Source organism: Rosistilla ulvae, assembly GCF_007741475.1.
Classification (GTDB): Bacteria; Planctomycetota; Planctomycetia; order Pirellulales; family Pirellulaceae; genus Rosistilla; species Rosistilla ulvae.
Genome location: NZ_CP036261.1, coordinates 5,418,456 through 5,440,338, shown reverse-complemented (window position 1 = coordinate 5,440,338; position 21,883 = coordinate 5,418,456). Strand labels below are relative to the sequence as shown.

The 21,883-nt window shown below is 58.2% G+C and carries 17 protein-coding genes; 12 read left to right on the top strand and 5 right to left on the bottom strand.

What is annotated here, in order from left to right; translation table 11 throughout:
• Nucleotides 1-10: 10 nt before the first annotated feature.
• The 3 genes from EC9_RS19200 to EC9_RS19190 all read left to right on the top strand — a co-directional run bounded on the left by EC9_RS19200 (nucleotide 11) and on the right by EC9_RS19190 (nucleotide 2,603).
• On the top strand, nucleotides 11-382 hold the full coding sequence (locus EC9_RS19200) for a hypothetical protein (RefSeq protein WP_145347768.1): 372 nt from the start codon (nucleotides 11-13) through the stop codon (nucleotides 380-382).
• 693 nt (nucleotides 383-1,075) lie between these two features.
• A complete protein-coding gene (locus tag EC9_RS19195) occupies nucleotides 1,076-2,020 on the top strand; it encodes a DUF1559 domain-containing protein (RefSeq protein ID WP_145347767.1) in 945 nt (314 codons plus the stop codon).
• Between the two features lie 148 nt (nucleotides 2,021-2,168).
• A complete protein-coding gene (locus EC9_RS19190; protein ID WP_145347765.1) occupies nucleotides 2,169-2,603 on the top strand; it encodes a carboxypeptidase-like regulatory domain-containing protein in 435 nt (144 codons plus the stop codon).
• Here EC9_RS19190 and EC9_RS19185 read toward each other — a convergent pair.
• The 3 genes from EC9_RS19185 to EC9_RS19170 form a co-directional block, all read right to left on the bottom strand.
• Nucleotides 2,600-4,192: an alpha/beta hydrolase gene (locus tag EC9_RS19185; RefSeq protein ID WP_145347763.1), complete on the bottom strand. Its 1,593-nt coding sequence runs from the start codon at nucleotides 4,190-4,192 to the stop codon at nucleotides 2,600-2,602. The two genes, EC9_RS19190 and EC9_RS19185, sit on opposite strands and share 4 nt — an antisense overlap.
• A 224-nt stretch (nucleotides 4,193-4,416) precedes the next feature.
• Complete coding sequence (locus EC9_RS19180; RefSeq protein WP_145347761.1) at nucleotides 4,417-5,514, bottom strand: DUF1559 domain-containing protein; 1,098 nt, start codon at nucleotides 5,512-5,514, stop codon at nucleotides 4,417-4,419.
• A gap of 309 nt (nucleotides 5,515-5,823) precedes the next feature.
• On the bottom strand, nucleotides 5,824-6,600 hold the full coding sequence (locus EC9_RS19170; RefSeq protein ID WP_145347759.1) for an ABC transporter ATP-binding protein: 777 nt from the start codon (nucleotides 6,598-6,600) through the stop codon (nucleotides 5,824-5,826).
• Between the two features lie 771 nt (nucleotides 6,601-7,371).
• Between EC9_RS19170 and EC9_RS19165 the strand changes: the two genes are divergently transcribed.
• The 5 genes from EC9_RS19165 (at nucleotide 7,372) to EC9_RS19145 (ending at nucleotide 14,428) form a co-directional block, all read left to right on the top strand.
• On the top strand, nucleotides 7,372-8,010 hold the full coding sequence (locus EC9_RS19165; RefSeq protein ID WP_145349244.1) for a PepSY-associated TM helix domain-containing protein: 639 nt from the start codon (nucleotides 7,372-7,374) through the stop codon (nucleotides 8,008-8,010).
• A gap of 104 nt (nucleotides 8,011-8,114) precedes the next feature.
• Nucleotides 8,115-8,609, top strand: coding sequence for a DUF2271 domain-containing protein (locus EC9_RS19160; RefSeq protein ID WP_218934840.1), 495 nt, complete (start codon nucleotides 8,115-8,117; stop codon nucleotides 8,607-8,609).
• Between the two features lie 73 nt (nucleotides 8,610-8,682).
• Complete coding sequence (locus tag EC9_RS19155) at nucleotides 8,683-9,489, top strand: DUF4198 domain-containing protein (protein WP_145347756.1); 807 nt, start codon at nucleotides 8,683-8,685, stop codon at nucleotides 9,487-9,489.
• Nucleotides 9,490-9,512: 23 nt separating this feature from the next.
• Nucleotides 9,513-11,183, top strand: coding sequence for a sulfite reductase subunit alpha (locus EC9_RS19150; RefSeq protein WP_145347753.1), 1,671 nt, complete (start codon nucleotides 9,513-9,515; stop codon nucleotides 11,181-11,183).
• A gap of 299 nt (nucleotides 11,184-11,482) precedes the next feature.
• On the top strand, nucleotides 11,483-14,428 hold the full coding sequence (locus EC9_RS19145) for a VWA domain-containing protein (RefSeq protein WP_145347751.1): 2,946 nt from the start codon (nucleotides 11,483-11,485) through the stop codon (nucleotides 14,426-14,428).
• 227 nt (nucleotides 14,429-14,655) lie between these two features.
• On the opposite strand, the gene EC9_RS19140 is transcribed toward EC9_RS19145, so the two are convergent.
• Nucleotides 14,656-15,432 carry a zinc-dependent peptidase gene (locus tag EC9_RS19140; protein WP_145347749.1) on the bottom strand — a complete coding sequence of 259 codons (777 nt, stop codon included), beginning with the start codon at nucleotides 15,430-15,432 and terminating at the stop codon, nucleotides 14,656-14,658.
• Nucleotides 15,433-15,700: 268 nt separating this feature from the next.
• On the opposite strand from EC9_RS19140, the gene EC9_RS26635 reads away from it, so the two are divergent.
• The 4 genes from EC9_RS26635 to glgX all read left to right on the top strand — a co-directional run bounded on the left by EC9_RS26635 (nucleotide 15,701) and on the right by glgX (nucleotide 21,295).
• Entirely contained in the window at nucleotides 15,701-15,859 is a 159-nt protein-coding gene (locus EC9_RS26635) for a hypothetical protein (protein WP_218934262.1), read from the top strand.
• On the top strand, nucleotides 15,856-17,274 hold the full coding sequence (gene miaB / locus EC9_RS19135) for a tRNA (N6-isopentenyl adenosine(37)-C2)-methylthiotransferase MiaB (protein WP_145347747.1): 1,419 nt from the start codon (nucleotides 15,856-15,858) through the stop codon (nucleotides 17,272-17,274). Before EC9_RS26635 ends, miaB begins: the two co-directional genes overlap by 4 nt.
• A 191-nt stretch (nucleotides 17,275-17,465) precedes the next feature.
• Nucleotides 17,466-18,635, top strand: coding sequence for a sialidase family protein (locus EC9_RS19130; protein WP_145347745.1), 1,170 nt, complete (start codon nucleotides 17,466-17,468; stop codon nucleotides 18,633-18,635).
• A 569-nt stretch (nucleotides 18,636-19,204) separates the two neighbouring features.
• Nucleotides 19,205-21,295, top strand: coding sequence for a glycogen debranching protein GlgX (gene glgX / locus EC9_RS19125; RefSeq protein ID WP_145287856.1), 2,091 nt, complete (start codon nucleotides 19,205-19,207; stop codon nucleotides 21,293-21,295).
• Here glgX and EC9_RS19120 read toward each other — a convergent pair.
• Nucleotides 21,289-21,720 carry a hypothetical protein gene (locus EC9_RS19120; protein ID WP_145347743.1) on the bottom strand — a complete coding sequence of 144 codons (432 nt, stop codon included), beginning with the start codon at nucleotides 21,718-21,720 and terminating at the stop codon, nucleotides 21,289-21,291. The two genes, glgX and EC9_RS19120, sit on opposite strands and share 7 nt — an antisense overlap.
• Nucleotides 21,721-21,883 lie beyond the last annotated feature (163 nt).

Here is a 21,883-nt window from a genome sequence, read left to right as displayed (position 1 = left end):
TCTATCATCGATGTTGCCCCGTTCCGCAAAAGTGTTGGCGTGTATTTGTCTTCTCTCGTCGCTATCGATTGGCTGCAGCGGTGGCGCACCGGTCCCTGCGGAAAACCAAGTGCTTCAAGACTCGGCGCATTTTGTCTGGACATTCATTCACGAGGCGAAGAAGGAACGCAAGTCGGATGTAATTCAAGCCAAGTTGAGCATCATGATGGAATCGCTCAATGCCCAAGCTGATGCGTTCGGAGGAAAGTTGGTCGATTTGCGTGATGCGGGGAAGTCGTTGCAAACTTCATTGCAGGCGGGCGACCCACCCGCTGAGAGTGTGCAGAAATTCGCCGACACGGTCAGCACTCTAGTTCCCGAACCCCAGAACATGGGCGAATAGTTCGGCTGCGAACGGCTACCGGTGTTGGGATCCTTCAGGATTGGGCGCCGAGCGGAATGTGCGAGCGGTGTATCCGACGGCATGTGGATGCTTGCTTTTCCTTCTGCCGCAGCCACATGCTCACGTGGCGCGATTCCGTACCAACAGCGCGTTCTGTCTAATCTTCGGCATCGAAGGGCTCCAAAGGCTGTCGGTCGCCAAGCGGTCCGTCGAGCCTAGCCCCTTCCTTTGCGGGATCTGGCTGTTTGGAGCCGCGTTTCGCTGGCGAATATGCTCCGCACAACCGTGTTTCGATGTTGGTGAATAGTCTCTTCACATAGCATCGGTTAAGCGGCATCGTGGGTCACGGGTAAGCGCCGCAATTCTCATTGGCGTGGGATTGGCTCGTCTCTGTTGGCTCCCGCTGACACCGTGGTGCGGTTGCTTGTGTTCCTATAAGGTGGCGATCTGCGGTGTGGAAATGCTTTTTGTTGCCCGCATCGCGGTGCAGTTTTAGAAAAAAAGCAATGAGGGGGAGGCCACCATCGCGTAGTTGATTCGTGCATTAACGGGAGATGCAGTTCCGTTGGAAGGGGCTTAGTTGCCTCTCTAGCACCAGTGGACCGTTGACAGACAACTCCGGGGGGTGGACACTACCCCCTTCTCAGAATTGTCTTTCTATTTTCGTCAACGAGATTTTGAAGGTGTTGAAAAATGGCTCGAGTCAAGCGGCAAGGTTTTACGCTAGTTGAATTGTTGGTCGTGATCGCGATTATCGGCATTTTGGTCGGCTTGCTGTTGCCTGCGGTCCAGGCGGCGCGGGAAGCGGCCCGGCGGATGCAGTGCAGTAACAATCTGAAGCAGATTGGCCTGGCATTGCACAATTACCACGACACCTACAACACGCTACCGCCGTTGGTGATTACGCCAGCAGCCGATCCTAGTGATTCCACCGCGAACAACCCAATTGGCGGCGGGAATGTTGAAAGCTGGGGATGGACGGCGTTTATTTTGCCCTTCATCGAGCAAGGCGCGCTTCACGAATCGGCGGGGATTGGAGAGGGACGTTTGCTAGAACTCGAAGTCAACAATGCTGCCAAGGTCGTTGTGTCGGCGTACCGTTGTCCTTCGGACGTTGGTGCCGAGGTTGGCGATGTAGCGCAGCGATTTCTGAAAGGGGCCGGTTCAAACTATGCGGCTTACAATAACTCCCGCTCGGGCGTCTTCTATCACAACACGACGCCAGACGGTGGCTTCTATCAGAACAAATCGCGTAAGTTTCGCGACGTCACCGATGGGCTCAGCAATTCGATGGCGGTCGGAGAATCGTGCTCACGATTGAATGGCCAAACGATGAGCTTGAAATCATGGGCAGGTTGCTTCTACGGTGAGGATGGCAACTGTTTGGATGAAGTGGGACTTTCGGGGCGATGGCCGATTAACGATTCAACGGGCAGCATCGATCAAAAGGGGGAAGCGCTAAGCAGCTTGCACCCTGGAGGCGCGATGGTGCAGTTGTTCGATGGCAGCATTCGGTTCCTGTCGGAAAACATTCAGTTCGCCCGCAGTGCGGCCCCCAATAACAATACGAGTGCCTGCGACAGCTTGTATGAGTTCTTGATTGGGATCAACGACGGAAACCCTATCAGCGAATTTTAGTCGTTCTCAAATCCGAGACGCTCGTCACGCTGGATTGTTGTTCAAGTGAATGATGCTGGGCTGGGAGGTTGGTATGTTCCGCCTTTCAGCCCTGTGTTTGCATGCCGCTTCTTCCCGTTCTTAAATTGTGATCCAAGGCTTGTTACCGATGTCCGTTGTTTGTCGATGTTTTCAGATTCAATACGCTCTATTAATTGTCGTTTCGTCTCTCGCAGTGATCGGTTGTGGTGGCTCGGGCGGACGTGATTTGCCGAAACTAGGGCAGGTGACCGGAACCGTTACGCTCGATGGCCAGCCGTTGGCCGACGCTGTGGTCTCTTTCCAATCGAAGGAGGCTGGTCGCGTTGCTTCGGGGGGGACCGACACCGATGGAAACTACACAATCTACTTGCTGAACGATATCGAAGGGGCTCCGGTTGGCACAAATCAAGTCATGATTGTGACCGCCAAGCCGGGGGACGATTCGATTCCGGGAAGCGCCAAGCCGGAGACTTTGCCGGCGAAATATAATGCCGAGACCGAACTCACCGCCGACGTTCAACCGGGCGACAATGAGTTCAATTTTGATCTGACGTCGAATTAATCAATTGTCGCCGAGGTCGTTTGAGAAGACTCGCTGCCCAGTAGGTCGATCAGTCCGTTGGCAAAGGTGTATCGCCAATAAAAATAACCGTGGCTGCTGCTGTATTCGCGGTGCGTAAGCGTGTAGCCTTTCGCTTTCAGGACGTCGCGGAAGTGGCGAGTCGAATTCAAGATGTCGACTTCGAATTGGCCCGCTTCGAGATGGAACCGGATCGGTTTTAGCGGAGCGTCGGCGAATTGGCGAGCGAGCCATTCCGGCTCCGATCCTGGCAAGGTCGGACGACTGCCGGGCGACCACCAGAAGGATCCCGATTGGCTGTAGGCGTTGCCAAAGATCTCGGGATGGGGGTGCGCGATAAATGCCGACGCCAGCCCGCCGTAGCTCGCTCCGGCAACCACGCTGTTGGCTGGAGTCGCGGTGATCTCCTGCGCCTTCGTCCAGGGAATCAGTTCGTCGGCGATGAAGCTGGCGAAGTCGGGGGTGCAGGGAAGCTCGGTCGATCGACTTGCGGGGCTGGGGTTGCTGACAAAGATCGCCGCCGTGGGGCGGATCTTTTTCGCGGCGATCAGATTGTCCAGAATCGTTGCGGCGCCGATCTCTTGTAGGTATTTGTCGCCATCGAAGACGACTAACATTCCGTTTTCCGAATCGCCTGGTCGGTAGCCATCGGGTCGGTACAGGTGGATGTCGCGGGTGTTGCCGAGCGTCTCGCTGGTTAATCGGTGTCGCGTGATTACGCCGCGCGGCGTCTCAGGATTCGCTTCGATCCAGGTCGGTTGCGGTGCGTCGGGCAGTTCGACGACCGAGCTGCCGTCGTAGATGTCGACCGGATCGGCGGGGAAGCAAAGCTTGTTTAAGGGATCACGCTGCGCCGTGGCGAGAATCGCGCGGCGTCGCTCCCAGGGCGTTCCGTCGAATACCGGCACGTCGGGAGCGAATCGGTAGTCGATTCGAGCGCTGCGGGGGACGCGGTAGCTGCGATACCAAACATCGGAATCGCCCAGGCGATGCAGTTCGTCGTGGTCGCCCGACGGCGCGCCAAACAACCGCACGTTGCGATGATCGCCCCGCCAGAGAAAGGTTACCAAAGCGTCGGGCTCCGGCAGCGGTGGCATCACCCCTTCGGATTCGACCAACGGCGCTCCCGCTTCGCGGATTTCACTCCAGAAACGATCGGTGCTCGGATCCTTCAAAAGGTCTTGCTGCAGCTGACGCAGCCGAGGGCTCTGCAATTCAGGTTGCGGAGCCTTTTGTTTGGCCAGCGGGATGCTGCTGCGTAGCGTTAACGAAAACTCCCCCTTCGCAGGACCGGAGATCGAAAACGCGTAGGGGCCTTCGCTGGCGACGACAAACATGAAGGTTTGCGTTCTCCCCTGGCCGGCGGTGAGTTGACGGATGTGGTTTCCAGCGGAACCGACGAGCGACAGGACCAGTTGTTCGCCAGCGATTGCGCCACGAATGAAGTCCCCAGCGGGTGCGGGAATGACGATCGTTGGCGAATTGCCTTGAGCGTCGAGTGAATCGTTTAGCGGTTCGCCGATCGTAAGCGTTGCCGCTGCCGGTGGTGAAGCATTTTCTGAGGCCCGCAATTTTGCGGATGAGTTGCAGGCGACTACGACCAGGGCAATTGCCAGGCGGCAGGTAAGCGTTGAACTTGTATTGAACAAAGGAGATCTTCGGCAAGAGTGGAATGGATTGGATCTGCGATTCGAAGCAGCAGGCGGACGAAGGCGATACGAAAACTCCAAGCCGTTGCAATCACAGCTTGGAGCCTCGCAGACGTTGCATTATAAAAAGAACCTGTGGGGCGATTCTATTGCGACACAACGGTCTTCACTTCGCCGCCGTGCCGGGTCCAGCTGGCGTGCCAGACCGTGCGATCGATCGTGTTGCTGGCGTTGCGGACGCTGCCATCGGCTAGGCTGACCACGGCGATGCCGGGGTGGTAGCTGCGGGCGGCTGTCATTTTGGAAGAGCCGTAAACCATGTCGGGGACCTCGCTGTTGGGTGTCAAGCGACCGTTCATCACCGGGCCGTTGGGGACGCTACCGCGCAGCCAATAGTGATTTCGGTCGCCCGTCCAGGATCCAATGTACGACTGAATCCCCGCGACTCCACTGGCATCGGCAGCGTTGGCCATCGTTTGGTCGACACCCGACGTTGCCGCGGCTCGATAGGCTCGTGGATCTTGCAGCGGCGTCGGGGAGGCTGCGGTGTTTCCCGTCCCAATCGTTGTCTCGGCAAAGACGATCGTATTGCTGGTTCCGTCGACGATGTCGCGGAAACGAATCTTGGCACCGATCCAACACAGTCCATCCGACGGCGTGCCATTGCCGGGATGGAACACGCCATCCAAACCGCTCCCTTGATTCATCGCATAACTGGTCCCCGCGATTTGGATCGTCGTTCCCGATGGCATCGTCAACGAGTGCAGGTCAGCTCCAACATCGCTTGGGCATTCGAAAGTCGGAACCTGCGTTCCGGCAGCGACTTGCAGGGCCAAGGGCAAGTCGGCCAGTGCGGGATGTCCCATGTAGATGTCGAAATCGATCAAGTCCTGCAAGTTCGCCTGCTCGATAAACGGGAGCAGTTTCGCAAGAGGTGAAAAGTCGTTGGGGTAGCCGCCGGAGTAGGTCCAGCCGTTGTTCGGGAACGCTTCGTTGTAGGTTGACGCATAATTGTGCAGCGCCAGCCCCAGTTGCTTCATGTTGTTGCCGCATTGCATTCGGCGGGCCGCTTCGCGAGCCGCTTGCACGGCGGGTAACAACAGTCCGACAAGGATCCCAATGATCGCGATGACAACTAACAATTCGACAAGCGTGAACCCGCGGCGACGTCGATCGGTGCGGCTCGAGGGGCCGGAAATGTTGCGTGGGTACAGCGATAGAAACGAAGCGTGGCGAAACGCCATAGTACAGTTCTCCTCAGATAGGCAGGCAAATGGAAACGGTTGCCCGCAGTCCAACGAGGACCGCGGCATGGAAAACCGAGTTTGGCTGGCTAAGAGATAGAGACTCTGTTGCTTGCTAACCGCGGACGCTGCAGCAAATGGCTGAGCCTTGGGGCGGTGTTGTCGCGCCGATCGAGAGCTCTCGATCGAGCGTAGGTTTTCGTTTTTCGAAGCTTCCGGGAAATTGGAAATTGGAATTTGGTGTGGAGGAGGCGGTCGAAACCTGTTTGCGATCGATTGCAATCAGGCTTCTCGCCATCGGATTGGAAGTTAAGTGGTTAAGGCGGGTTCGCCCGCTCCCAAAACCTCTTGGTAGTGAGCCGCCAAGGCTTGGGCGTCGGTGTATTCGTCGGTTTGCAGCGACTGAACGATCTGACCATCTTTTAGGATCACGACCCGATCGGACCAGATCGCCACGCTTGGTTCATGGGTTACGACGATGATCGTCCGCTGTTGTTGATCGCACAGTTCACGCAGCAGTTTGCAGATCGATTCGCCGGTGACCGAATCGAGGCTTCCGGTCGGTTCGTCGGCCAACACGATTGCCGGGTCGGTTGCCAACGCTCTCGCGATCGCGACGCGTTGCTGTTGTCCACCGCTGAGTGCATCGGGGCGGTGTGACAATCGGTCGGCGATTCCGAGGCGCTCTGCCAATTCGTTCAGCGACCCGTTTTGTGGCTGCTTGATCCCGGCGGCGTACAGCGGCAGTAGGATGTTGTCGGCCGCGGTGAGCGCTGGAACTAGATTGAACGATTGGAAGACCAAGCCGATTTGGTCGCGACGAAACTCGGTCAGCTTGCGGTCCGAGAGCGTCGCGAGATCTTGTCCGTCGACAAAGACCGCGCCGTCGGTCGGTCGCGTCAGTCCCGCCATCAAGTGCAGTAGCGTGCTTTTGCCCGATCCGCTGGCACCCATCACGGCGACAAACGAACCGTGCTCGACAGTCAGATCGACCTCCTTCAACGCGTCGATCGCACGCTCTCCCTGGCGAAACGTCTTGGTCGCGTTTCGGACCGACAGCGGTGCGGTTAGATTTTTTTGGCTCATGTAGGTTGGCAATTCGCCGGTGCATTGAGGGTTAAAAGGTTGTGACGTCGCTCTCGTCGTGATGCCGCTTCGCCGGAATCATCGTCAACCGTCGACTTCTTCGATTGCTCGTCCCCCATGCAACCCGCGTGCCAACCTTGTCCATCGCTTCGACTCGATGCCACCCGTACCGTTCCCCTCGCCCGTCGCGTTGGAGCCTCTTCGACAAGCGGATTTCAGACTCGTCCGTTCTCTGGTGGGGAACGAGGACCAGCAAACAAAATTTTGCGTCCGCTCGGTGGGACTCTCCGGAAGAGGGGTTCTTGTTCCCGCGGCGGCGGAAGTTTCACCGCCGGCGATCAATTGACCGCCGACCGACGTTCGCCAAGGAAAACGCTGGGGATATTCTGACTGCAGCGCGGGAAATTTGGACTTCACCGGTTGCCAAGGAGGCTGGCGGTAACTACGCTTATTGCGACGCGATCTCAATAACGCGTCGCCGCAGCCGATAGCAAACTGTTTACGATCGGTTGTTCCCGCCAGCAAATGGCAATGCTCCGACGATCCGTCCGCCGCATCTAGGCCTCCGATCGACGCCAAGCATTTTTGCCTTGTAGCCAGCATCCAGCGGCAGCATCGTGCTCGCCGATTTGTACTGCAAACTCAAGGCTGCAAAATGCGCCCTCCAACCCATTCCTCACGGTTCGCCTCCCTGCGTGCTTCGATGCTGTGCGGTTTTTCTGGGGAGAGTCCGGTTTGAGTCAACGATCTTCCGACACCACCAACGCACCGATCGAATCCGATCTACCATCGGTCAGCCAGACGCTGCGCCGCGGATTTTGGTTGCGGACGATGATCCAATGGCACTGGATCAGTTCCGCTGTCTGTCTGCTGGGAATGATCTTGTTTTCGGTCACCGGGATCACGCTGAACCATGCATCGCAGATCGAAACCGTCCCGGACGTCGAGCACGAGATCATCGAGCTGCCCCAGTCGGTGATCGATGCGATCGACGCGGAGTCGTCCGAGGACGATGCACCGTTGCCGGTCGCGGTCGCGGGATGGTTGAACGATCAGTTGGGCGTCTCGGTCGGTTCGCGAAAGGCCGAATGGAGCGAGGACGAGATCTATCTCTCGATGCCTGGGCCCGGGAGCGATGCGTGGTTGAGCATCGATCGGTTCGCTGGCGAAGTCGAATTCGAACGAACGCAGCGCGGCTGGATCTCGTATTTCAACGACCTGCACAAAGGACGCAACACGGGGCCGGCGTGGAGTTGGTTCATCGATATCTTTGCGCTTGCGACACTCGTCTTTTGTTTCACCGGTTTGGGGCTTTTGTTCCTGCATGCCAGGCACCGTCGGATGACGTGGCCGCTGGTCGGACTCGGGCTGATCGTTCCGTTGTTGCTCGCGCTACTGCTAATCCACTGACCGCCACGCTTCCCTGATTCACCATCACCTCCATGACTGTTTCCTTGAACAACAAGAGTCGACGCATGTTGAAACGCTTTCCAATTCTTGCCGCTTCGTTGGCCATGGTGTTTGCTTTGACCAGCGCCCCGGCGACGGCCGCTGAGATCGAACTGAGTATCGAAATTCCGCGATTAAACGTTTCGGAATATCACCGCCCCTATGTCGCCGCCTGGATTCAAACCGCCGATCGCAAACTGGTTCGCAATCTGACGGTTTGGTACCAGATGCGCGATACCGATGAAGGGCACGGCACGAAATGGTTGCCCGATCTGCGACAGTGGTGGCGAGTCTCGGGGCGCAGCTTGGACGTGCCGGTCGATGGCGTCACCGGTGCCACGCAACCCGCAGGCAAGCACGCGCTGACCTTCACCGACAAACAGCCTCACTTGGCCGATCTGCCACCGGGGAAATACACCCTGATCGTCGAAGCGGCACGTGAAGTCGGCGGCCGCGAAATGGTGAAGATCCCGTTCACATGGCCTCCCGCGTCGTCGCAGAAGTTCGACGCGAAAGGCGAAAAGGAGCTGGGGGAAGTGACCCTATCGGTCAAACCTTAGGTCTCCAATCCATCAACGTTTGAATCCAGTTCTCAGTAATTTCCGCTCCTTAACCCGAAGAGAGAAGTTCACGATGAAAATTGCATCCTTCCTGTCCATCGCCCTTGTGGTCACCCTGTCCCAGATCGCATCCGCCCACAAAGTGTGGCTGTTGCCATCGCAGACGACGCTTTCGGGGAACGATCCCTGGGTCACCGTCGACGCCGCAGTGTCGAACGATCTGTTTTACTTCAACCACCACCCGCTGCGGCTCGACAACGTTGTCATCACTGCTCCGGATGGCGGTTCGGCCGAAGCGCAAAATCCTTCGACCGGAAAGTACCGCAGCGTCTTTGATGTTCAATTGGAGCAAGAGGGAACCTACAGCATCGCGTTGATGAACCAGGGGCTGTTTGCAAGCTGGGTCGAAAACGGCGAACGCAAACGTTGGCGTGGATCGGCAGCAACGTTTGCCACCGAAGTACCGGCCAATGCGGAAAACCTGAAGGTTACCGAAAGCGTCGGGCGGGTCGAGACCTTCGTCACCAATGGCGCTCCGACCAAGGAAGCGTTGAAGCCGACTGGCGTGGGAATCGAATTGGTCACCGCCACACATCCGAACGATCTGTACGCTGGAGAAAAGACTCAGTTCCAATTGCTCGTCGAAGGCAAGCCTGCGGCGGGACTGGAGGTCGAGATCATCCGAGGTGGCACGCGGTATCGCGATTCGCAAGAGGAAATCTCCGTGACGACCGACGAGAACGGAGAGTTCACCGTTGCCTTGGACAAGCCGGGGATGTATTGGTTGTCGACCTCGTCGCAGGACGAAAAGGGGAAGACCGCGCAAGCGAAGACCCGTCGTCTCAGCTATGCCGCGACGCTGGAAGTTTTGCCACAGTAAATCCTTTTGAATAAGTCGGACCGATGGCAAACCAACCACCCCGCCGCAGATTCGCTGAAGTGATCGGCAACGCAGTCGTCATGCTGCTGTTGGTGATCGTTGCGTTGCTGTTTCTGCGGCTCACTCGCGGCGCTTGGTGGATCGCAAATCCACCCTCTTCGCGGTGGTGGCTTGCCGGCGGTGCGCTGACGATTTACATCGGGTTCTGCCTGCGGATGCTCCGCCGTCCGGCGAACCGATTGAAATCGAACCCGTCGGTTGTTTCGGCAACCGCCGCGGATGAGGGTGTGGCGATCGATCCGTCATCGATCGCCGTGGTCTATGCGAGCCAAACCGGTTTCGCCTACGAATTGGCAGAGCAGACGACCGCGCTGTTAAACGAATCGGGCAGGTTGGCGCACCTGGCGGGGATCGAGCAGATCGATCGCGATCGGTTGGTCCGCGGCGGACGTTTGTTGTTTGTCGCCAGCACGACCGGCGATGGGGATCCGCCCGATCACGCCTACGGATTTCTCGAAGAGGTGATGGGGCAGGGGGCTGATCTGCAAGCTTTGGAATACGCCGTGTTGGCTCTCGGCGATCGCACCTATGACCAGTTTTGTGCCTTCGGACGTCAAATCGACAGTTGGTTGCGGCGCCACCAGGCGCAGCCGCTGTTCGATCTCATCGAGGTCGACAACTGCGATCCCGCCGCGGTGCAAACGTGGCAAACGAAGGTCGCCGAAACGTTTGAAACCTCATCGGCTGAGCCATGGCAGCCGGCGGAGCTCGACGACTGGCAACTGACAGGCCGCGTGGAACTGAATCCAGGCAGTCTCGGCGGCGGCGTCTATCATCTGACATTAGACCGCAAGAGTCTCGCGTCGCAGTCGATCGATTGGCAGGCGGGAGACATCGCCGAAGTCGAACCGCGGAACGCAAAGGCATCGGTCGATCGTTGGCTGCAGCAGGCCGGATGCGATGGAGAGACGACGATTGAAGTGGGCCACGAGAGCACAACGTTTGCCGAACGGTTGTCGCGGTGCGAGCTGCCAGAGTTCGACGGCGTCGAAGATCGGAATCCGCAAACGCTGGCCGACCGGTTGAAGCCGCTGAAGGCTCGCGAATATTCGATCGCATCGTTGCCGAGCGATGGCAATCTGCAACTGGTGCTGCGTCGCGTCGTGCGGACCGACGGGGCGCTTGGAATTTGTAGCGGTTGGTTGTGCGACCACTTGGAATTGCAGCAGTCGGTGCGATTGAGGATTCGCAGCAACCCGAGCTTCCATCCGCAGAAGGTCGCCCGGCCGGTGATCCTGATCGGCAACGGGACCGGGATTGCGGGGCTGCGAGGACATTTGAAGCAACGCGTCGCCGAGGGGCATGCCGAAAACTGGCTGCTGTTTGGCGAACGCTCCGCCGATCGCGACTTCTTCTTTCGGGATGAACTCTCCGATTGGCAGCAGCAAGGTCTGCTGAAACGTTTGGACCTCGCCTTCTCCCGCGACGGCGAACAGCGGACCTACGTTCAGGATCGACTGAGTGAAGCGGCCGACGAATTGAAAGCCTGGGTCGCACGCGACGCGGCGATCTACGTCTGCGGTAGCCTGGCCGGGATGGCTCCCGCGGTCGATGCCGTAATCCGCGAGACGCTTGGCAACACGCTAGTCGACCAGATGCTCGCCGACGGCCGCTACCGTCGCGACGTCTATTAGTTGGTGGCTATACGACTCCGTCGCGTGGGCTATTTCGAAGCCGCGATGTTATCCTTATAGCATCAAAGCAATGCAGTCGAAGCCACAGAGCTCTCCGAGTTCACCGAGGCCCACGAATCGCGGCTAGGTTTCTCTGTGGACTCTGAGAACTCTGTGGCGAAGCCGTGCTTCAAATTGGATCTATCAGCCGGGCACCAATAGCTCCCGCGGGTCTCGACGCTCTGTTTTACTTCTCGCAGGTAGCAATGTAGCTTATAGCGTTGGTTCGATTGATGGATGCGTAGGACTAGGAATCTTGGATGCGAATCGGTTTTGATGCCCCCGAATTTTTGTGGCTGCTGTGCCTGTTGCCTCTGTTCTGGGTAGCCGCGTACCGGCGTCGCGGATTGGGCGTCGTGCATGCGGCGGTTGCGATCGGTTTACGTTCGCTGGTCCTGTTGGCGATCGTTGCGGCGATAGCGGGCGTGCAGATTCGTTGGCACAGCGATCGCGTCGCGGTGATGTATCTGTTGGACCAATCCGAGAGTATCGATGCCGGTCGGCGTCGGGAGATGTTCGACTTCGTTGCTGCCAACGTGCGCGAGCATCGCCATGCGTCTCGCGACGATCTGGCGGGAGTGATCTTGTTTGGCCGAGAGGCGACGATCGAAGTCCCTCCGTTCAGCGACGACCTTCCGCAGCGGTCGCAATTCAGCGACAGCTCGCTTCGCACCGACGCGACGAATCTTGAACAGGCGTTGCAGTTGGCACGGACCGCGATGCCGACCGACGTCCGCCGCCGGATCGTGGTCATCACCGATGGGAATCAGACGCTGGGACAGGCTGCGCGAATCGCAGATCGGATCGCCGCCGATGGGATTGGAATCGACATCGTTCCTGTTCCAACCCAGTCGGGCAGCGATGTGCTAGTCGAAAAGATCGACATGCCGGCGCAAATTCGTCGCGGGCAACCGATCGAATCTCGCGTGGTGATGACTAATTTTGCCGCGGAGAATTCGGACGCGCCCGTTCCGGGGCGGCTGCAGGTAACGCGGCGCAGCGGACACGACGATCAGATGATCTTGAATCAACCGATCCAGCTGACGCCCGGTAAAAACGTCTTTCCACTGCGACATACGATCGATCGCGCCGCGCCTTATACGTACACGGCGACCTTTGTCCCGGACGATCCGGCGGACGACGCGCGGTCGCAGAATAATCGCGCCGTGGCGTTTGCCAATGTGCGGGGGCAGAGTCGCGTGCTGCTGATCGAACCGGCGACCGAGCCTGGAGCATGGGCCGAGTTTGCCGATCGGTTGCGGGAAGAGAATATCGAAGTCGTGGTCGAACCGAGCGATGCGACTTTCAGTTCGCTGGCTCAACTGCAAGCCTACGATTCAGTGATCTTGGCCAATGTGCCGCGAGTCGGCGGGGACGCTGCCGATTCGCTGCAATGGTTCAACGATGATCAGATCGAGATCTTGGTGCGCAACACGCAACAACTGGGAGCGGGGTTGCTGATGATCGGCGGTCCCGATGCGTTGGGAGTCGGCGGTTGGACTGGGACGGCTCTCGAAAAAGCGATGCCTGTCGACTTTGAAATCAAGAATCTGAAAGTCGCTGCGGTTGGGGCGTTGGCACTGGTGATCGACAGCAGCGGATCGATGGATGGCCAAAAAATGCAGCTGTGCAAAGCGGCGGCGTCCGAGGCGATCAAGATGCTTGGCCCGAGCGATCACTTGGGAATCTGGACCTTCGACGGCGCGACGCGCGAGGTGATTCCGATGCAGCCGGTTGCGGGGCGGACGCACATGTTGCCGATGGTTTCGCGGATCACGGCTGGCGGCGGAACGGTGATGTATCCGGCGATGGAGCGAGCATTTATCGGGCTGTCGCAAACCGAAGCGGCGGTGAAACATATCATCGTGCTGACCGATGGGCAAACCATGCCAAACGACTTTGCCGCTTTAACGCAGCGGATGCAACAACAAGGGATCACTGTTTCATCGGTAGCGATCGGTAAAGATGCCGATCTCGCTTTGATGCGGGAGATCGCTTCGATCGGCAGCGGAAAGATGTACCACGTCCATTCGCCGCGAGGCATTCCGCGGATCGTGATGCGGGAGACGCGTCGGGTTTCGCGGCCCTTGATTTTTGAGCAGCCAGCAGGCGTGCAGCCGCAGCTCGCACAAGATCATCCGCTGATTCAAGGCGTTGGCAGCCCGCCACCGATCCGCGGCTATGTGATGACGACGGCCAAGGATAGCCCGTTGGCTCAGGTCCTGATGTCCGCGGCCGGACCACAGAACAGCCAACAACCGGTGCTGGCGGTCTGGCAGTATGGACTGGGCCGAACCGCTGTCTTAACGACCGATGGCGGCCAGCGTTGGGCGAGCGATTGGCGGACCTGGGACGACCGCAAGAAATTGATCGCTCAATTGATGCGATGGCTGAACCGGCCCGCTGGCGACGCGGGGAAGTTTACTTTGGCGACCGTCGTTGACGATGGGCAGGTGCAAGTTGTTGTGAACGCGTTGGATGAGAGCGATCAGTATTTGAACTTTCTGGAGATGGGAGCGTCGGTGCTCGACCCCGATCTCGAACCTATCGACTTGCGGATGCGGCAGACCGCGCCGGGACGTTACGTCGGTTCGTTTCCCGTCGATCGCGCGGGGAACTATTTTGTCCACGTCGTCCCCGAAGCTGGCTCGGCTCCGCTGACCACCGGCGTCAGCGTGCCGTTTAGCGCCGAATATCGGATCCGCGAAGTGAATCGAGGGCTGTTGGAACAGCTGGCAGCCGCGGAGCCACGCGGCGGCGCGGCCGGAACGTTGGCTCCATCGATGGAGAACGGCGACGCCGATCCGACGTCATTGGACCCGTTTCGTGGCGGTTTGGATGCGATCCGTTCGATCCAAGATTTTTGGCCCATCTTCGTTCTGATCGGCTGCTGTCTGTTTGTCGGTGACATCGCGGTCCGCCGCATTCGATGGGACTTCAGCGGCGTGAAACGCGTGGCGGCCAAGAGAGCGACGAAGTTACAGGATGCCGACGCGGGCAAGCTTCAGCGCCTGCAAACCCTCCGCTCGATCAAACAGCAAGCGGCTGGCAGCACGCCTCCTCAGCCCGAACTCTCGCCGTCGCCCGCTGTTTCTGAACCATCAACCGTTCAGGCGAAGCCGCCAAGCCTCGGCATCGACGATGCCCCCGAAACTCTCTCGTACACCGAGCGCTTGCGGCAAGCAAAAGCCAACGCACGACGGTAAAGACCAAATTAGAAAAGACAGTGGAAACGTGACTCCGTCGTGTTGCCTTGGTTCACTCGTCTAGCCAGCGATACAGTCCGGGCGCATTGTAGATTTGAACTCGCTGTGACCAACGTCCTGCTCCTTCGATCACATGGTCTCTGTGAGCATTAAGGCCTCTGTGGCTAAATTTTTCGGCCGTCGTTGTGGGGGGGGGCCAGATGTGCTAATGAGCACCGATCGACAAGCTAAGGGGCTGTCTGCACGCCCCAGAGTTTGGTCAACAATTGGCAGACTTCGGGATCGTGCTGTTGCAGTTCTTTGCGGTCGAAGGGGAAGAAATCGTTCCGCGCGAAAAAGGCTTCGGTCGTTTCGGCGAAATATTCCTGCGGACTGGTCAGCGCATAGGCGCGATCGAAGCGTTTGTTCCCTTCGGAATCTTGACGCTCCACGCGATCATAGATGCCGCTGGACTGGGCTTTTTTGAAAGCTGATCGCAGCGGGCCGTTTCGGAACCCGTCCTCCAGTTCGCGGTCGTGGTAGGCGTGGGCGAGTTCATGCAGGGCGAAGTTGGGCATGCGCCGCGTCTCGGCGGCGAAGATCCGGATGTTTGTAAATTCGACGCCGCGGGCCATCGCCGGATCGCGCCCGTTGGCTCGCAACCAATCGCCGCTGGGATGGTATTCGGCGCGAGGGGAGACGCCGGGGTATTCGGGTGAAAACCAGAGCGTTACCTGTTGCAGCTGTTTGAGCGGCGCCGCCGGTACGACGCGGCAGATCTCATCCAACTGAATCGTCAGCAGTTCCAAAGCCTGATCGGTGGCGTCGCGACTTTCCGGTTCGAGCAGTTCGCGGCGGATCTGGATCGTCCAGCCGGAGAGGCTACGCTTTTCGTAATGCTGCTCCGGCGACGCCGTCGCGGACGGCTGAGGCTTGTCCGAAGCGGCGGCGGGGAGATCCGCGCCGAGGCTGGCGAGAGTGCAAAAGCTGGCGAGTAGACTGGTTTTGATAGCGGTCATCGACATCGAGCGAGCCTGGGGTTGATATCAATTTGTGGGGCGGGGCGGCGGAAAGGGGGGCTGGTTGGGTAGACGCGGGCCCCTTGCAGCGGAAGGTCCAGTCTATCCGCAGCGGCTTGCTGTCACAAAGCACTAGCCTTTCAGGCACTTCCGCTGGTAACATCTACACCCATCAGGGCTTAAGTTGGGGTGCGTGTTCGGGATCCCGGACGCGGTAACGAATCGGGAATCGCTATCTGGAAGCTTATGCCGCGTGGGTGCTGACTACATAAATATGATCCTCTGGGTGGTCGGGTCGATTCTGGCTGTGGGGATCTTGATGGGCTTGATGCGTCGTCGGCGCGATCAATTGGTCCAAGAACTTCGGGAACATGTCGAGCGAGAGCGTTCGACCGACAAATCGCCAAAGAGCGAAGCTAAAAGTAAAACATGACGAAACGACTTTATATCGAAACTGTCGGCTGCCAGATGAACGTCTTGGACAGCGAGATGGTCGTTGCCAATTTGCGGCAACACGGCTACGAGGTCGTGCAATCGACCGAAGATGCCGACGTGCTGTTGTACAACAGTTGCAGCGTTCGCCAGATGGCTGAAGAGAAAATCTACAGTGCCGTCGGCGAGGTCAAACGGATCAAGGAAGCGCACCCCGATCGCGTGGTCGGCATCATGGGCTGTATGGCTCAGAAGGATCAGGCGAAGATTTTTGATCGCGCCCCGCATGTCGATCTGGTGATCGGCCCGGGCCAGCTGCATCAGATCCCCGACTTGATTCAACAAGTGCGCGCCGGTGCCGGGCCTCAGGTGATGGTCAGCCTCGGCCGCAAGGAAGGTTCGCAGGCCGATATCCGTCGCAGCCACGAGACGTTTGATCCGTTGCGCGATCCGTCGATGCGGCCGACTCCGTTTCAAGCCTATCTGCGAATCCAGATCGGTTGCGACAAATTCTGCACCTATTGCGTCGTGCCGATGACTCGCGGTCCGGAACAGGGACGCCGTCCGGCCGACATCTTGTTGGAAGCTCAAACGTTGGCCGATCAGGGCTGCAAAGAGATCACGCTGTTGGGGCAGACTGTCAACAGTTACAAATACAGCGAAGATGGCACGACGACGCGGTTGGCCGATCTGCTGCGATCGCTGCACGAGATCGACGGCATCGAGCGGTTGAAGTTCGTGACAAACTATCCCAAGGATATGACCGAAGATCTGCTGCGAACGGTTCACGAATTGCCGAAGTGTTCGCCCTATCTTCACGTTCCAGCGCAGAGCGGATCGGATGAGGTCCTGAAGCGGATGAAGCGCGGTTATACGATCGCCGATTACCGAGCGATGATGGAACGGATCCACAAGTTCCTGCCCGAAGCGTCGGTCAGCAGCGACTTTATCGTCGGCTTCTGCGGCGAGACCGAAGAGCAGTTCCAGATGACGATGGATCTGGTTCGCGAGTACCGCTACAAAAACAGCTTCATCTTCCAATACAGCGTTCGCGAGGGAACCGTCGCCAACCAGCGATTGGAGGACGACATCCCGTTGGATGTCAAGAAGCGTCGCAACAACGATTTGTTAAACCTGCAGAACGAGATCTGTCTGGAAGACAATCAACGCTTTGTCGGCGAGACGGTTCAGGTGCTGGTCGAAGGGCCGAGCAAGAAGGCGATCAAAAACGGCGACGATGGGCCTGTCGTTCAGATGACCGGGCGGACGCATTGCGACCGGATCGTTGTGTTCGATGGAAATCGCCGCCAAGCGGGACAGATGATGGACATCGTCGTTCGCGAAGCGTTGTGCCACACGCTGATTGGCACCGTCCATACGAAGCACTTTGGCCCGCAAGTTTTTCAGCTCGCTTAATCGTTCGCTTAGCTTATAAGAGAAGACGTATTTAGCTCCCGTTTCAGTTCATTTTCAATTCGCGTGGCCCGGGCGACAGATCCTGCTTTTTCGCAGGCAGGGTTTGTTTTCAGAGACCATGCACGGCATAGATCGGGACGGCGCTGCCGTTGCACCGTACGGATCGATCGTTCATCAAGGACCGATGACAAATGAAAGTTGTAGCCTTTCCGCTGGCCGTTCTGCTTGCCTTTGCCGCGACCGCTTCACGTGTGGGAGCGGATGATCCGCTGACCGCGGTGACTCTGGAAACGATCGATCTGACCGACCAACTGCGTCGCCAAGTCGTGGTCGACCGCGAAACGGGACTCTATCTTGGCTATCCCACGACCGCTTTGTTAGACGATGGCCAATCGATGCTGTGCATCTATGCTAAGGGACGCGGCCGCGGGGCGCTTCTCTATAAACGCAGCGAAGATGGCGGAAAGACTTGGGGCCCACGGCTGGATACTCCCGAAAACTGGTCGACTTCCAAAGGAGTTCCCAATCTGCATCGTGTCATCGATGCCGAGGGGAAGCGTCGCAACTTGTTGTGGGCGGGGAGGTATCCGGCGCGAACGGCGGTTTCCGATGACGAAGGAAAGCAGTGGAGCGAATTGAAGCCGGCCGGCGATTGGGGCGGCAGCATGGTGATGGGGTGTGTCGAAGCCTTGAACACCAAGGGGCATTATTTGGCGATGTTCCACGACGACGGCCGCTACTTTACCGAACGTGGTGGGAGCACCGAAACGGTGACGGTCTACAAGAGCCTGTCGACCGATGGCGGTTTGACTTGGTCGCGTCCCGAAGCTGTTTTCCGATCCGACGAGATTCATCTTGCCGAACCGGCGTGCATTCGATCGCCCGATGGCAAGCGGTTGGCGGTGCTGTTGCAAGAGAGTCGCTTGCGTAAGAACTCGCACGTGATGTTTAGCGACGACGAAGGGAAGACGTGGACCCAGCCGCGTGAGCTTCCGCTGGCGCTGACCGGCGAACGGCATGTCGCTCGCTACGATTCCGACGGCCGTTTGATGGTCAGTTTCCGTTGCCGATCACCTTATCGCTCCGCGAATACTCGTCCCTTCGAAGGCAGTTGGGTCGCTTGGGTTGGCACCTGGGACGATATCGCCAACGGAAAGCAGGGCCAATACAACGTTCGCCTGAAGGAAAATACAAAGGGTTACGACACTGGTTATTCGGGCGTTGAACTGCTGGGTGACGGCACTTTTGTCGCCACCTCTTACGGTCACTGGGACGAAGGCCTCGACCCTTACATCCTCAGCGTGCGATTGAAGCTGGCGGAGCTGGACGGAATGTCCAAGGGGCTTGCTACTTCGGAGTGATCCATGGGGGCCGGGAGAGCGGTTCGGTAGACTTCCGTGTCTGCCGACGTTATCTCCTGGGCAATCCGGCGTCGACTGCTGGCAAATAGTCGGCAATGTTCCTCCCCCGGTATTGGGCATACGATCGGATCAACCGGAAAACTCCAAGGTTTATTTCGATTATTTCGTCCTTAAGGCCTCTCTGGTGGCGTTGAAGGCGGGTTAACTTCCCCAGTAGGCTGTGCGTGGGAGCGATCGCTACCGGTCGGTGGCGAGGGGATAATACGAGTGCCGGGGCAGTCAAGCGGGGGATTGCAAGGTATCTTGTGGTCTGGGTCTGGAAGGTGTTAAGGCGAAAGTGCGTCTAACCCTACCGGAATGTCCGTTCTTTCTTCGCTGACCGACAATGAAGGTGCTTCTGGTAGCGGCTTGCTAGCTGATTCGTCCGGCCATCGCTCAAATAAAAATGGGCGAAGGTGCATGAAGAATCCGGCCGAAGTCGAGACCGGGGGGTATTGTTTTTACATAGGCAATTTGAAGCCTGTCGATGAACTACCCCTTGAGTCATGCTCCAGAAGGATCTCCGAAATATGCTCATGCGTCACCCGCACCCCGAGTTGCAATTCGCTTACCAACTGCCTTACGGGGCGGTCGTGAAGCCCAATGGCGTTCAGTTCTCTGTTTACAGCCGTTCTGCAACCTCGATGCGTTTGCTGCTTTACAAGAATGTCAACGACCGCGATCCGTCGAAGGTGATCGAGTTCGATCGCGACGTCGACCGCTGGGGGGACATCTGGAGCATTCAGGTTCCGAATCTCAAGCCGGGCCAGCTGTATCACTTCCAAGCCAGCGGACCTTTCGATCCCGAACGCGGCCAGCGGTTTGACGCTTCGGCGCGATTGATCGATCCCTACGCCAAGGCATTGGCTGGCAAGTTCCAATCGAACGAAGACGGGATCACCCGTCCGCCGAAGTGCGTTGTCGTAGACGACAGCTTCGATTGGGAAGGCGATCGCCACTTGCGGCACGATCTTTCCGATTCGGTGATCTATGAGATGCACGTCCGCGGCTTTACCAAAAGCAAGACGGCGAAGATCAAAAATCCCGGCACCTACCTGGGCGTGATCGAAAAGATTCCGTACCTGAAGTCGCTGGGCGTGACGGCTGTCGAGTTGATGCCGGTGCACGAGTTCCCTATCGAAGCGACCAACGGCGAAAAACTGGAACGGCCGAACTATTGGGGCTACGACCCGATGGCCTTCTTCGCGCCGCACCGTGGCTATGCGGCCGGCAAGCAGCCGGGAGCGCAGGTCAACGAATTCAAAGAGATGGTCAAGGCGTTGCACGCCGCCGGGATCGAAGTGATCCTGGACGTCGTCTTCAACCACACCTGTGAAGGGAACGAACAGGGACCGACGTTGAGCTTCAAGGGGCTCGAGAATTCGGTCTACTACATCCTTTCCGAACAAGAGCACTACACGAACTACAGCGGTTGCGGAAACACGGTCAACGGAAACCATCCGGTTGTCCGCGAGATGATCTTCCATTGCCTGCGACACTGGGTGCACAACTACCACGTCGACGGTTTCCGTTTCGATCTGGCGAGCATCTTGAGTCGCGATCGGCACGGCAATTTGGTCCCCAACCCGCCGATGGTCGAATTGATCGCCGAAGATCCGATGTTGGCTGACACCAAGATCATCGCCGAAGCTTGGGACGCCGCGGGAGCATACCAAGTCGGCTCGTTTGGCGACCTGCGTTGGGCCGAATGGAACGGTCGCTTCCGCGACGACGTTCGCGGTTTCTGGCGTGGCGATGGCGGAACGCTCGGCGCCGTGGCAACTCGCCTGGCGGGCAGCAGCGATCTGTACCAACACGCCGGTCGGGCTCCGTTCTGCAGCATCAACTTTGTCACGTCGCATGATGGCTTCACGATGAACGACCTGGTGTCGTATCGTGACAAGCACAACATGGCCAACGGCGAAGACAACCGCGACGGCGACAACCACAACATCAGCGACAACTACGGTATCGAAGGACCGACGCGACGACGCGGGATCCAATCGGTTCGTGAACGTCAGATCAAGAACATGCTGTCGACGCTGTTACTCAGCCAAGGCGTTCCGATGCTGGTCTCGGGCGATGAAGCTCGACGCACGCAAAAGGGAAACAACAACGCCTACTGCCAAGACAACGACATCAGTTGGTTCGATTGGCGATTGGTCGAGAAGAACGAATCGATGGTTCGGTTTGTCCAGGGGCTGATCAAATTCCGCCGCGACCAACCGACGATGCGACGCAAGAAGTTCCTCACCGGTCGACCTGAAAACGGTCGCAAGATCCCTGACGTTTCGTGGTTCAACGCCAACGGCGACGCGCTCGATTGGCATCAACCCGAATTGGCGATGTCGGCTTATTTGGCCGCACCGTTGAAAGCCGACGATCCCGACGGGATGGGACGCGATGTCGTGATGTTCTTCAATTCGACCGGAGAGCGGAAGACCTTCAACATGCCATTGCACGGCCGCGGAATGAAGTGGAATCTGTTTGTCGACACGACGGCGCCTTCGCCAGCGGATATCTATCCCGATCTGGACGGTCCCGTGCCGGTCAGCGGTCAAGCGATCGACCTGTCCTATAAAGGGCTGATGATCTACGTTTCCGAATTGGTCAATCAGTAGTCGACGTCGGCGGGCGGCTCTTCGGAGCCGCGAGCCAGATAGACAATGACAGCGCCGCCGGCGGCGGTGCTGATCGCTTCTCCATAAGTCCAGATCGCGGGCATGCCGGTCGCTAGATCGACCCACCATTGCAAAAGGCCCAGGACAACGATCCCCCAACCGAGCTTCAGCACCAACGCTCGGTATCGCGGCAGGTCGCGGGCCAGTTCCAGGACCGCGACGCCTAGCATTCCGTAGACCACCGACAGGTGCCGAGCCAGGTACCAGGTGAGCCGGTGGTCGGGGAAGCCGGCGATTTCGAAGAACTCCGCTGTTGCGATCATCCACGCTTTCGGCATCGCGGCGGCGAAGAAGGCGGAAAAGACGACGCCGCCAAACAGCAGCAGGTACCAATAGAGCAGTCGATGGCGAGTGGCCGTTTTCATCGGTGGCGGTCCGGCGAGGAAGAATTCGTTTCGGGCGAGTGATGATACCACGTGCGGCGAGGTTTCCAGCCCAGCGGTGTCAAATCGAGGGAAGTTCGGTCGGGCTAAAAAGTCGATCGTACGCTACAATGCGAGAGTGCGATGAGGCTGTGTTTGTCCAGCC